The sequence below is a fragment of the Arthrobacter oryzae genome, assembly GCF_037911235.1.
Lineage (GTDB): Bacteria > Actinomycetota > Actinomycetes > Actinomycetales > Micrococcaceae > Arthrobacter > Arthrobacter oryzae_E.
On the sequence record NZ_JBBLYW010000071.1, the window covers coordinates 86,980 to 99,207 of the forward strand.

Annotated in this window: 11 protein-coding genes; 6 read left to right on the forward strand and 5 right to left on the reverse strand. The window is 68.8% G+C overall.

From position 1 onward, the window contains the following. Positions 1-28: 28 nt before the first annotated feature. The 4 genes from WMN78_RS20430 to WMN78_RS20445 all read left to right on the forward strand — a co-directional run bounded on the left by WMN78_RS20430 (position 29) and on the right by WMN78_RS20445 (position 5,903). The gene (locus WMN78_RS20430; protein WP_425341186.1) at positions 29-2,749 is read left to right on the forward strand and encodes a PEP/pyruvate-binding domain-containing protein; all 2,721 of its coding nucleotides are present in this window, start codon (positions 29-31) and stop codon (positions 2,747-2,749) included. Between the two features lie 106 nt (positions 2,750-2,855). Continuing rightward, the gene (locus WMN78_RS20435) at positions 2,856-4,049 is read left to right on the forward strand and encodes a hypothetical protein (protein ID WP_340535582.1); all 1,194 of its coding nucleotides are present in this window, start codon (positions 2,856-2,858) and stop codon (positions 4,047-4,049) included. After that, positions 4,046-5,023 carry an ABC transporter ATP-binding protein gene (locus tag WMN78_RS20440; RefSeq protein ID WP_340535583.1) on the forward strand — a complete coding sequence of 326 codons (978 nt, stop codon included), beginning with the start codon at positions 4,046-4,048 and terminating at the stop codon, positions 5,021-5,023. The genes WMN78_RS20435 and WMN78_RS20440 overlap by 4 nt, the downstream gene beginning before the upstream one ends. A gap of 4 nt (positions 5,024-5,027) precedes the next feature. Beyond that, positions 5,028-5,903 (forward strand): ABC transporter permease, encoded by an 876-nt coding sequence (locus WMN78_RS20445; protein ID WP_425341187.1) that lies wholly within the window; start codon positions 5,028-5,030, stop codon positions 5,901-5,903. 64 nt (positions 5,904-5,967) lie between these two features. On the opposite strand, the gene WMN78_RS20450 is transcribed toward WMN78_RS20445, so the two are convergent. The 5 genes from WMN78_RS20450 to WMN78_RS20470 all read right to left on the reverse strand — a co-directional run bounded on the left by WMN78_RS20450 (position 5,968) and on the right by WMN78_RS20470 (position 10,889). After that, entirely contained in the window at positions 5,968-7,383 is a 1,416-nt protein-coding gene (locus tag WMN78_RS20450) for a C40 family peptidase (RefSeq protein ID WP_340535584.1), read from the reverse strand. A 235-nt stretch (positions 7,384-7,618) separates the two neighbouring features. Further along, complete coding sequence (locus WMN78_RS20455; protein WP_340535585.1) at positions 7,619-8,545, reverse strand: cation diffusion facilitator family transporter; 927 nt, start codon at positions 8,543-8,545, stop codon at positions 7,619-7,621. A 14-nt stretch (positions 8,546-8,559) separates the two neighbouring features. Further along, complete coding sequence (locus WMN78_RS20460) at positions 8,560-8,988, reverse strand: metallopeptidase family protein (RefSeq protein ID WP_340535586.1); 429 nt, start codon at positions 8,986-8,988, stop codon at positions 8,560-8,562. 9 nt (positions 8,989-8,997) lie between these two features. Further along, positions 8,998-9,930, reverse strand: coding sequence for a DMT family transporter (locus tag WMN78_RS20465; RefSeq protein ID WP_425341188.1), 933 nt, complete (start codon positions 9,928-9,930; stop codon positions 8,998-9,000). Between the two features lie 77 nt (positions 9,931-10,007). After that, complete coding sequence (locus WMN78_RS20470) at positions 10,008-10,889, reverse strand: ArgP/LysG family DNA-binding transcriptional regulator (RefSeq protein ID WP_340535587.1); 882 nt, start codon at positions 10,887-10,889, stop codon at positions 10,008-10,010. Between the two features lie 81 nt (positions 10,890-10,970). Here WMN78_RS20470 and WMN78_RS20475 point away from each other — a divergent pair, with 81 nt between their 5' ends. Both WMN78_RS20475 and WMN78_RS20480 read left to right on the forward strand, forming a co-directional pair. Continuing rightward, positions 10,971-11,561 (forward strand): LysE/ArgO family amino acid transporter, encoded by a 591-nt coding sequence (locus WMN78_RS20475; RefSeq protein WP_340535588.1) that lies wholly within the window; start codon positions 10,971-10,973, stop codon positions 11,559-11,561. A gap of 106 nt (positions 11,562-11,667) precedes the next feature. Next, positions 11,668-12,213: an isoprenylcysteine carboxylmethyltransferase family protein gene (locus tag WMN78_RS20480; protein ID WP_340535589.1), complete on the forward strand. Its 546-nt coding sequence runs from the start codon at positions 11,668-11,670 to the stop codon at positions 12,211-12,213. Positions 12,214-12,228 lie beyond the last annotated feature (15 nt).

Genomic DNA, 12,228 nt, shown 5'->3' on the forward strand with positions numbered 1-12,228 from the left:
CGCCGGCGCGCGCACCAGAAGGCCAGCGGTGAACCAGGTCAGCACTCCGGACGCTTCGGCGGACGGCCTGGTGCTGGGACTGGAACGGATCGACGCCGGAATGCTGGCACGCGTGGGCGGCAAGGCAGCCAACCTGGGCGAGACCACCGGGGCAGGGCTGCCGGTTCCGCCGGGCTTCTGCCTGACCACTGAGGCGTACCGGCGGGCGGTGGGTCCTGCGGGGCTCGAAGACGTGCACGGCGCGCTGGCCATCACCGGAGACCATGACTTGGCGGCCCTGGCCGCGCTGGCGGCGCGGGCGCGGGAGCTCACCCTGGGGGTGGACGTTCCGCCGGACATTGCCGCTGCAGTCCGGGAGTCCTACGCCGCGCTGGGGCCAGACGTTCCGGTGGCCGTAAGGTCTTCCGCGACGGCGGAGGACCTGCCTTTGGCGAGCTTCGCCGGGCAACAGGACACCTACCTTAATGTGGTGGGCGCCGACGCCGTGCTGGACGCCGTCCGGCGGTGCTGGGCGTCGCTGTGGACGGACCGGGCGGTGGCCTACCGGGCCACGCACGGGATCAGCCCGTCAACGGTGGCCCTCGCGGTGGTGGTCCAGCGAATGGTGGATGCCGCCGTGGCGGGCGTCCTGTTCACGGCCAACCCGGTGACAGGGCGGCGCCATGAGGCCGTCATCGATGCGAGCCCGGGTCTGGGGGAAGCGGTGGTTTCCGGGGCGGTGAATCCGGACCACTTCGTAGTGGATACGGCCACCGGCGAGATTCTGGAGCGGCGGACCGGGGACAAGGCCATTGCCATCAGGCCGCTGCCCGGAGGAGGGACGGAGCGGACGGCACTCTCGCCGGATTCCGGCCCTTCCCTGGGCGATGCCCAGGTCCGGGCACTGGCAGCGCTGGGCAGCAAGGTGGAGCGGCACTACGGCGAGCCGCAGGACATTGAATGGGCCATCGACGCCTTGGACAAGCTGTGGCTGGTGCAGTCGCGGCCCATCACCACGCTGTACCCCCTGCCGGACCCCCGTCCCGACCTGCCCGAGCCTGACGGCACTCGGGTCTTCCTGTGTTTCAGCCTTGCCCAGGGACTCACCCGCCCCCTCACGCCGATGGGCATGGCCGGGTTCCGGCTGATCGCCGGTTCCGTGGCCCGCTCCGCCGGCTTTGACGTGCCCGAGCCGCGCAACGGTCCTGCACCCTACCGGCAGGCAGGTCAGCGCCTTTTCGTCGACTTCACACCGGTGGTCCGCAGCAGTGTGGGCCGCGCCATCGTCCCCCGCGTCTTCGACATCATGGAAGCAAGGTCCGCCGCTGTACTCCGCCGGCTGTTCGCCGACCCCCGGTTCACTGTGACCATGAGGTCCCCGTGGCGGGTCCTCCGGCACGTGGTTCCGGTGGCGGCAAAGGGCAGGGTCCCTGAGTCGCTGTTCCGGGCGCTGCTTCGACCGGAAACGGCGCTCCGGCGTGTAGATAGTTTCGGGCTCCGGCACCGCGCTGCCCTCGTGGTTCCGGCCGATGCCACGGGGCCGGAGCGGTTGAATCATGCCGAACGCATCCTGGGTGGGGAACTCTTCCCGATCGTCCCGGCAGTACTGCCGCTGCCGGCCATGGGGTTCGCCCTGCTGGCGGTCGCCGGCAAGCTGGCCGGCCAGGGTACGGACTCCGGTGCCCTGCAGGCGGTGCTCCGCGGTCTCCCCAACAACGTGACTACGGAAATGGACCTTGCCCTCTGGCACCTCGCCACGGCCATCCGCGACTCCGGCGCAGCCGCCGTCTTTGAGGATGCCTCCCCGCAGGAACTGGCGCGGCGGTACCGCTCCGGCGGGCTTCCCGCCGTCGTGCAGTCCGGGCTGACGGGCTTCCTGGCACGGTACGGCCACCGGGCGGTGGCGGAAATAGACCTCGGCATGCCCCGCTGGTCGGATGACCCCACGCACATCCTCGGAGTCCTGGCGAACTACCTCAAACTCGACGACCCGGCACTGGCACCGGACCGGCAGTTCGCCCGCGCCGCACGCGAGGCGGAGGCCCAGATCGAGCGCCTGATCGCAATCGCGGGAAGCCGGGGTGGCCCGGCTGGCAGGCTGCGCGCCCGGCTGGTGCGGGGTGCGCTGAGGCGGACACGGATGTTTGCCGGGCTGCGCGAACTGCCGAACTACCACATTGTGGAGGGCCTGGCTGCGGTCAGGAAAGAGGTGGCGGCAGTGGGCGCGGAGCTCGCCGCAGCCGGGCGCATCGGCGAGGCCGACGATATCTTCTTCCTCGACTTCGCCGAAGCCCACCGGGCCCTTGCCGGAGCGTCGCTGCGGGAGGTCGTGGCGGTCCGCCGGGAAGCTTACGACGCCGAATTGGGCCGCCGCCGCATACCCCGTGTGCTGCTTTCGGACGGAACAGAACCGGAGGCCCTGCACGCACCCGGCACGGGCGCCGCGGCCGGGGTCCTGTCCGGCACACCGGCATCTGCCGGGACTGTCACCGCCAAGGCCCGTGTCATCCTGGACCCGCAGGGCGCTGCACTGGAGCCCGGTGAAATCCTGGTAGCACCGTCCACTGATCCGGGGTGGACGCCGTTGTTCCTTACCGCCGGCGGGCTCGTGATGGAAATGGGCGGCCCCAATTCGCACGGCGCGGTAGTGGCCCGCGAATACGGAATTCCCGCCGTCGTGGGCGTCCCGGACGCAACCGCCGCCATCAGCACCGGGCAGGTCATCACGCTCGACGGCGGGGCCGGCACCGTCACGCCGGAATCAGGCTGAACAAGCCCCTGCCATGCCAGGACCGGCGAGGTCCCAAGGGGGTGTACCGGACGGGTGCGAAGCGTACTCTGGAATCAATAGGCTGCGATGTTGGAGCGGAGTTGTCATGACCAGAAAATGGCTGCGGTGGATACCCGCGGCCGCAGTGCCGGCCGTTATTGCCGCTGCCGCTCTTGCGGGTTCGTTGCCCGCCAGCGCGGGGGACCCGCTGCCCGCCAAGACGCCCCAGGAGGTCCTGGCGCTGGTGGCGCAGCACGCAGCTCCGTCGCTCTCCGGGACCCTGGAACAGACGTCCCAGCTTGGCCTGCCCCAGCTCCCGAAAACCGGACCGTCGGCCGGCAGTGACGCCGCCTCGGCTCTGGAACTCCTGAGCGGCCCGCACACGGCGCGGGTCTTCATGGACGGATCAAGCAACATGCGGGTCCAGGTGCTCGACCGCCTCGCTGAACGCAATGCCGTGCGCAGCGGAGACCAGGTGTGGCTGTACAGCTCCAAGGACAACACCGCAACCCATCTGACCCTCCCCGCCGATGCCGGCAAGCACAAGGATTTCAGCGAGTACAAGCATCCTGGTGCCGGCACCGACGGTGTGATGCCAACGCCGGAGGACCTGGCCGCACGGCTGCTTGCCGCCGCTGATCCCACGACTGAAATTGCAGTGCTTCCGGAGGTCACCGTTGCGGGCCGGGCCGCCTACAACCTGATGATCACGCCGCGGACGGAAGGCACACTGATCGCTTCCGCTGCAATCGCTGTTGACGGCCAGACCGGACTGCCGCTCAGCGTTGAACTGAAGGCCCGCGGCCAGACGGAGCCGGCCTTCACGCTGGCGTTCACCAGCCTGTCACTCGAAGCGCCGGACGCCTCGCTGTTCGCCTTCAGCCCGCCGCCGGGCGCCACCGTCAAGGAAATCGAAGTGCCGGCCCACGGCACGGACAGCTGGCCCGGACACGCCACGGAAAGCGGCGTTGCACCTGAAGCGGTGGCGCCGGATGTTGCGCCGGACGCGGCCGTTCCCGGTGCGGTTCCCGGATCGAGGGACCCGGACATCGGACACCCTCGGCCTACGGTGACCGGTACCGGCTGGGAGAGCGTGGTTGAGTTCCCCGCAGGCCCCGCGTTCACGGAAGCCGGGGCTATGGTGGCCAGTGATCCGCTGCTGCAGCAGGCCGCTGTTGCGGTGCCGGGCGGACGGCTGTTCAGCACCGCCGTCGTGAACGTGCTGTTGACCGATGACGGGCGCGTTTTCGCAGGGTTTGTTCCCTCGGAGCGGCTGCTGGCCGCTGCTGCCGCGAGGTGACAGCCGCGGGCCGGAGCGTCGAACTGGCCATAGAGACGCGCGGACTCAGCAAGAGATTCGGCCATCAGTTGGCCGTGGACGGCGTTAACCTCGCCGTCCCGAGGGGGTCCGTCTTCGGCTTCCTGGGCCCGAACGGCTCCGGGAAAACCACCACCATCCGCATGATGCTGGGCCTTGCAGGGGCCACGGAAGGTTCCGTCAGCGTGCTGGGGCTTGAGATGCCGGCCCGTTTCCACGAGGTCCTGCCGCGGGTGGGAGCCTTGGTGGAAGGCCCGGCGTTCTACCCGTTCCTTTCCGGGGAGGCCAATCTCCGGCGCCTCGATTCCGCGGACCCGCATGCAGCAACCGCAACGCGGCGTGCGCGGGTGGAGGCAGCGTTGGAACGTGTGGGCCTGACGCACGCCGCTGGAAAGAAGGTCCGTGCGTATTCGCTCGGCATGAAACAGCGCCTGGGCATCGCCAACGCACTCCTCTCGCCCCGGGAACTGCTGGTGCTCGACGAGCCCACCAACGGCCTGGATCCACAGGGAACCCGCGAGGTGCGCTCCCTGGTGCGGTCCCTCGCGGCCGACGGTGCCACGGTTTTTGTCTCCAGCCACCTGCTGGCCGAAGTGGAGCAGATCTGCTCCCACGCCGCCGTCATGAGCGCGGGGCGGCTGGTGGCCCAGGGAACGCTCGCTGAACTCCGCGACGCGGGCAAGGCCCGGATACGCCTGGTAACGCCCGACGACGGCCTGGCCGAAAGTGTTTTCGCCACCTTCGGAATGACCCCTGCAGGAGGCCGGAACAACGGTGCGCTGGTGTATGCGGCGCCTCCCGGAAACCCTGCTGGCGGAGTTGGAGTGGAGCCGGAAGCGGTGGTGGCCGCCCTGGTGGCGGCCGGGGTACGGGTCCGGGGCTTCGCCGTGGAGCAGGGCAGCCTGGAGGACCGCTTTGTGGCGCTGACGGGGGAGGGGTTCGACATTGCCCAGTAAAGGCGTGACCAGCAGGGACGAGGCGGCGGACGTCAGGGAAGCCCCGCCGCCGGCAGGAAGGCCGACTTCGGGGTGGCCGCTGCTGGCTTCTGAACTGAGCGTCCTGTTCCGCCGGCGCCGGACCTGGGCCATGCTGCTGGCGCTCGCTGCCGTGCCGGTGCTGATGGCCGTCGCCGTCAGGCTTTCCTCGGCCGTGCCGCCCGGCCGCGGGCCCGCGTTCCTGGACAGGTTCACCCAGAACGGGCTGTTTGTGGGGGTGACGGCGCTGCTGGTCTGCGTGCCCCTTTTCCTGCCGCTCACCGTGGGGGTGGTGGCCGGGGACACGATCGCCGGCGAAGCGGGCCTGGGCACCTTGCGTTACCTGCTCGTGGCTCCGGCCGGCCGCGTGCGGTTGCTGCTGATCAAATATGCGGGCGCAGCTGCATTCTGCGTCGTCGCCCCGCTGGTGGTGGCGCTGACCGGGGCGGGCATCGGGGCGGCACTGTTTCCGGTCGGGCCCGTGACGCTGCTGTCGGGCGACGTGATCACCCCCGGGGAAGCTGTGGTCCGGCTGGTGCTGGTGGCCGCTTACCTCACCGTGTCACTGCTGGGGCTGTCCGCCGTCGGGCTTTTCCTGTCCACGCTGACAGACGTTCCGGTGGGCGCCATGGCGGCCACCATCGTGGCATCGGTGGTGTCCCAGGTGATGGGTGAACTGCCCCAGCTGGAATGGCTGCACCCCTGGCTGTTCAGCCATTACTGGTTCGGGTTTGCTGACTTGCTGCGGCAGCCGATCGCCTGGGATTCCTTTGCCGGCAATGCGCTGCTGCAGGCCGGCTACATCGCGGTCTTCGGGGCGCTCGCCTACGGCAGGTTCGTCACCAAGGACGTGCTGTCCTAGCCGCCGGAGCAGGCGGTCCCGCTATCGGGAGGGAGCCCCAGTACAGACAGTCCTAATACCGGGCCTAATACCGGGCAACGGTGGGGTGCAGTTGCATTCCGGCCATCCAGGCCAGATCGGTCACCGTGATGCCGTCGTCCGGGCTCAGGGCCTGGACCACCCGTCCGCCGCCGAGGTAGATGCCCACGTGGTAGAAATCGGGCGCAGATCCCCAGACCAGGAGGTCGCCTGGCTGTGCCTGCGAGAACGGCACGTGCACGGGTGCCTGCGCGTACTGCTGTGCCGCGGTGCGGGGAAGGTACTTGCCGGCAGCGGCGAAAGCGTTCTGCACCAACCCGGAGCAGTCGAAGCCCAGCGGGCCTGAACCGCCGTATTTGTAGAAGTACGGGGAGCCGACTTTGCTCAGCGCCACCGAAATGGCGGTCTGGTTGGAGCCGCCCGGGGACGGTGCAGGAACCCGAGCAGGCGGCGGCGTTGGAACGGACGGTGCCGGGGCCGCAGGCTGGGGTGCCGGGGCCACAGGTGCCGGGTCAGCCGCAGCCGGAGGAGCCGCCGGGGCTGGGGGAGCGGGTGCCGGAGGAACGGATGCCGCCGGCGCCGGTGCCGCAGGCGCGGCCGGCCTGTTCTGTGCTGCCGCGGCCTGGGCCGCAGCCTCGGAAGCCGCTGCAGCTGTGACGGCCGCGAGACGTTCCTGTGCACGTTGGCGGTCCAGGGCATCAACCCGGGCGGATTCGAGGGCCACCGTGGTGTTTTTGAGGGTGGCCAGCTGGTCCACCAGCACGGTCCGCTGGGCCTTCGCCTCGGACACTGCCTTGGCCTGGGCTGCGTTGGCGCGCTCGGCGTCAACCTTGCGGTCTTCCGCGGACTTGGACGCATCGTCGGCGGCACGGTTGGCGTCCTCCGCGGCGGCGGTCAAGGACTTGGCGGCGGAGGCGGCGTTGTCGGCCGCCTCAAATGCCCGGCTGCGGCTCGCGGAGATGGCCTCAAGAGTCGCGGCCTGCTGCAGCACTTCTCCGTTTCCACTCACAAACGTGCTCAGCGCCGGGTTGAGTCCGCCGTTGCGGTACAGGTCCCCGGCCAGGAGGCCCACCTGCTTGCGGGCCTTCGCCTGTTCCGCTTCGGCGGATGCGGCCTTCGCCGAAGCGAGCGCGGCTGCGTCCCGGCGGATCTCGAGCGTGACCAGCGCATCGCCGTAGGCGTTGTTGGCCTGCATGGCCGCGGCAAAGCTGGCCTCCTGGGCAACGGCGGCGTCGGCAAGGATGCGGTCGATCCGGGTGACCTGGTCCGCCGTCGCGCTTTCACTGGCTTTGGCCGCCGCGATCTCTTCGGGGGAGGGCATTTCCGGCGAGGCCGGAACGCTCACGGCGGGCGCTGCGGTGCGTGGCAGCGGCACCGCGCCGGCGGGCAGGGCGAGCGATCCGAGGAGTACGACGGCGGTGCACAGCACAGCCGTTTTGCGGCCGGATCCGGTCAAACCCATCAAGTTACCTCGCAGCAGTCAGGCTGGAGTGAGCGAGGAATTGAAGATTTTCACCGGTGATTTTCACAGGTGGATGCCCCGCCGCGGAGACCCAGCAGACACGAGGCTACGTGCCTAGCTGCAACTTTGGCAACACTAGTCACATCAATAACATAAACAACAACTATGTCATTTGGTCACATTACATGCGGCGTGTCGGGATTCGGCGGCAGGCGGTACCCGCCATTTCCCGGGCTCAGGCGTGCTGGTGGGACTCGTGCTCGGAGTGGCTCTCCGGTTCCAGCTGGAACGTGCAGTGGTCGGTGTCGAAGTGCGAACCGAGGCAGGTGCCGAGCTTGTCCAGCACCTGGTCCGCCCCGCGGGCGCTCAGCACGGCGTCCTCGACCACCACGTGGGCGGAAAACACCGGCACGCCGGACGTGATGGTCCAGATGTGGATGTCGTGCACGGATACCACGCCCTCCACGGACAGGATGTGCTCGCGGATCATTTGGACTTCAACGCCTTTGGGGGTTGCTTCGAGGAGCACGTCCAGCACATCGCGGAGCAGGTGCCACGCCCGGGGGAGGATCATCACGGCGATGACCATGGAGGCAATGGTGTCTGCCGCCTGGAAGCCGGTCACCATGATCACCACGGCGGCCGCAATAACGGCGAAGGAGCCCAGCAGGTCGCCCAGGACCTCAAGGTACGCGCCGCGCACGTTGAGGCTTTCCTTCTGTGCGCCGCGCAGGATCAGCAGGGACACCACGTTGGCCGCAGCGCCCAGGACGGCGGCGTAGAGCATCACGTCCGTTTGGACTTCGGGCGCCGAACCGATCCTCCGGACGGCCTCAGTGAAGATCACCACCGAGATGACAATCAGCACCAGCGCGTTGGCGAGGGCGGCAAGGACTTCGGCGCGCTGATAGCCGTAGGTCCGCAGGTCGCTCGCGGGCCGGGTGGCGATCCACGCTGCCAGGAGGGCGATGAAAACGCCGGCGGCATCGGACAGCATGTGGCCGGCGTCGGCCAGCAGTGCCAGGGATCCGGAAATTACTGCGCCGATGACCTGGATCAGGACCACGGCCAGGGTGATGCTGAGGACGGCAATCAGGCGTTTACGGTGCTTGCCTGTGGCAGTGGCCGAGATGCCGTGAGAGTGGCTGTGGTCGTGTCCCATGCGTACAAGGCTAGCTAGTCCCAGCCGAGTTCGTGCAGCCGCTCGTCACTAATGCCGAAGTGGTGGGCAATCTCGTGCGTCACGGTAATGGCCACCTCCTGAATGACCTCCTCGCGGGAAGAACAGATTTCCAGGATGGGCTGGCGGTAGATGGTGATCCGGTCCGGCAGAGATCCCGCTCCCCACCAGGCGTCACGCTCGGTCAGTGGCACGCCCTCGTAGAGTCCCAGCAGCACGGTGTCCGGGTCCTCTCCCGGCTGCGGGATGTAGTCGTCCTCGATGAACACGGCCACGTTGTCCATGGCGTTGGCGACTTCCGGCGGCACACGTTCCAGGGCGTCGCTCACGGCCGACTCAAAATCTTCCTCGGTCATGGGGAACGGTGCGTCGTCGCCCGCGCCGTCCGGGACGATTGGCAGGCCGGGCGGCAAATTGGCGGGCATACCAAGACTCTAGCGGGATTTACGCCGCGTCAGCCCCACGCCCACCAGGCAGATCACGCCGCCCACCAGCCCCCACACGGTAGGCACTTCGCCGAGCACCAGCCAGGAGATGAGGATGGTGGTGCCGGGGACCAGGTACGTGGTGGCGGCCAGTTTTCCGGCGTCGATGAGGGACAGTGCGTAGGCCCACGTGGTGAAGGCGATCGCCGTGGGGAAGACTCCCAGGTAGACCAGCCCCAGGGTGGCCGGCAACGGGGCCAGCTGCAGTTCGCCCACAAGCTGGCCGCTGAATGGCAGGCAGCAGATGACGCCCACCATGATCCCGAACCAGGTGGCCTGGGCTGCGGGGAACTTCCGCAGCACCGGCTTCTGGACGATCACGCTGACGGCGGCGAGCACAGCGGCAAGGAGGCAGAGCAGCACGCCTGCCACATCCGCCGTCGAACGCTGTCCCGAACTGAGCGCGATCACCGCGACGCCGGCGAACGCTATCAGGCTGCCGATGATCAGCCAGCGCGGGAAACCTTCCTTGAGCAGGATGCCGGCCATCACCGCCACAAGGATGGGATTGACGTTGATCAGCAGGGCTGCGGTGCCGGCGTCCAGCAGGTGCTCGGCGGCGTTCAGGGCCACGTTGTAGCCGCCGAACCACATCACGCCGTATGCGAGTATGGGCCACCACTCCCGGCCCTTGGGCAGCATCCGGAGCTTCGGCAGCACCACCAGGCCCAGGACGACGGCGGCAATCGCCAGCCGTCCCAGCGTCAGGGAGCCGGGGGAGAAACTTGGGCCGACGGCGCGGATGCCCACGAAGGCGGAGGCCCACAGGACCACCGTGATAACGACGGCGGCGACGCCCAGTTTGTTGGCCGGGTTGTTGACCGGCATCGTCCCGCCGGCGTCGCCGGGTGTGGGTGCTGTGCCTTCGGCGGTGGTTGCCATGCTGCCAATCTAGCCCCCGCCGCGGCCGTGCGGCTGGCGGAAATCGGCCACGTCTAGTCGAGATCCTGCCAAAATATTCACCGCAGCACGCGCGCAGCGTCCTGGATGGCGGCGGCGACGCCGTCCAGCACGGCCGAACCGTAGCGCCACTGCTGCCAGTGAAGCGGGACGTCAACGAAGGACCTGGAGGCCATCGTCTGCAGTGTCCCTTGGTCCAGGTCCTCGCCGATCTCAAGTTCTGGAAGCAGGCCCCACCCCATGCCCAGCCGGATGGCCTCGCCGAACTCGTGGGCCGCGGGAACGTAGTGGCGCGGCGGCTGGAGGGGCTTGCGGCTGAACCGCCGCAGGTAGCGGTCCTGCAGGTCGTCCTTGCGGTCGTAGATGATGACGGGGGCCTTTGCCAGCGATTCAGCCGTCGCGCCGCCGTCGAGCCAGCGTGCCCCGAAGGCCGGGGTGCAGACGGGCAGATAGCGCATGACGCCGAGCCTGCGGGAGGTGCAGCCGGGGGCCGGCTTCTGGGTGCCCGTGATGGCGGCCGCCGCAGCGCCGCTGCGGAGCAGCTCCAGAGAATAGTCCTGGTCCTCGCGAAGGATTTCCAGCTGCACCGTGCCGGCAACCGCGGCCAGTCCGGTCAGCGCCCACGTGTGCAGCGAGTCGCTGTTGATCACCAGGGTAAGCCGTGTGTCCGGGTGCGGGGTGCCCGGCTGCAGTTCATCGGCGAGGTCCGCCGAGAGCATCTCGAGCTGCCGCGCGAAGCGCACCACGGCCTGGCCGGATTCGGTGAGTTCAATCGGCCTGGTCCTCCTGAGGACGGGACGGCCGACGGCGACTTCCAGGGCCCGGATCCGCTGGCTGACGGCGGAGGCGGTGACGGAAAGGTGGGCGGCGGCGGCGTCGAAACTTCCCTGCGAGACGATGGCCGCGAGCGTCCGCGCCTGATCCGGATGAATGTCCATCATTAGCTCATCTTATCCAGCCAAAGGATCTTTAACTGGTTTCATGATGGACATTCTCCTACCGTTGAAAGGGTGATCCTTCCCGTGCTTTCAGGCCTAGCCAGCGGCCTGTCCCTCATCGTCGCCATCGGCGCCCAGAATGCCTTCGTCCTGCGCCAGGGCATCCAGCGCTCGCATGTAGCCCTCGTCATTGCCGTCTGCGCCGTCTCGGACCTGGTGCTGATCCTGCTGGGCGTGGCCGGCATTGGCGTCGTGATCGAACGGGCGCCGGGCGTGCTCGAGGTGGTGCGCTGGGCGGGAGCCGCTTTCCTGGCGGGTTACGGCGCCCTCGCCGCCTGGCGTGCCTTCCGCGGCCAGGCGCTCGGACAGCTCGGGCCGGCGCGGGCTGCCAGCTGGATGGCCGTCCTGGGGACCGGCCTGGCCTTTACGTGGCTGAACCCGCACGTCTACCTGGACACCGTGCTCCTGCTCGGGTCGCTTGCCAGCACCCACGGCCCGGACGGCCGCTGGTGGTTCGCCGCCGGAGCGGGCATGGCCAGCATCGCGTGGTTCACGGCCCTCGGCCTCGGCGCACGGTTCCTGGCCCCGGTTTTCCGGCGCCGGAGCGCCTGGCGCATCCTTGACGCCGTCATCGCCGCCGTCATGATGACGATGGCCGTACTCCTGGTCAGCTGAGAAGTGCCGCACAGCTGTGCTATTTCCCCCGCCCCGCCCCGCCGCGCCCCGCCGCAAGACCGGTTGGCCCTTGTCCGCTCAATACGGCGGGTCCACGATTACAGCTATGACAGCATCCGCAGCTTCGGCCCGCGACAGGAAACGGGCCGCGATCGGCACTGCGGCCTTCGCCGTCGAACCCGCAACGGTGGCCGGAGCGGTTCCGTGGCTCCTGACCCGCTGGGAAGTGCAGGTTCCTGTCCCCGGCGGGGTCCCTGCCCAGATCGCGGGCGTCCTGCTGATCGGCGCAGGGGCGGCGGTGATCGCGAACTCCTTTGTGCATTTCGCCGTGGAGGGCCTCGGGACCCCCGCACCGTTTGCCCCGCCCAAGCACCTGGTGGTCGGCGGACTCTACCGCTACGTGCGGAATCCGATGTATGTGGCCATCGCTGCAGCCGTGGCCGGGCAGGGGCTGCTGCTGGGTCAGCCCAAGCTCGTCGTGGCCATGGCCGTCGGCGCCGTCCCGGTGGTCGCTTTTGTCAGGTTGTATGAGGAGCCCGCCCTGCTCCGGAAATTCGGCGCAGAGTACGAGGAGTACCGGCGGAACGTCCCGCGCTGGCTGCCCCGGCTCACCCCGTGGCGGCCGCAGGATTCCGGGACGTCCGGGAGCTAAGGCCGGGCTGGAGCT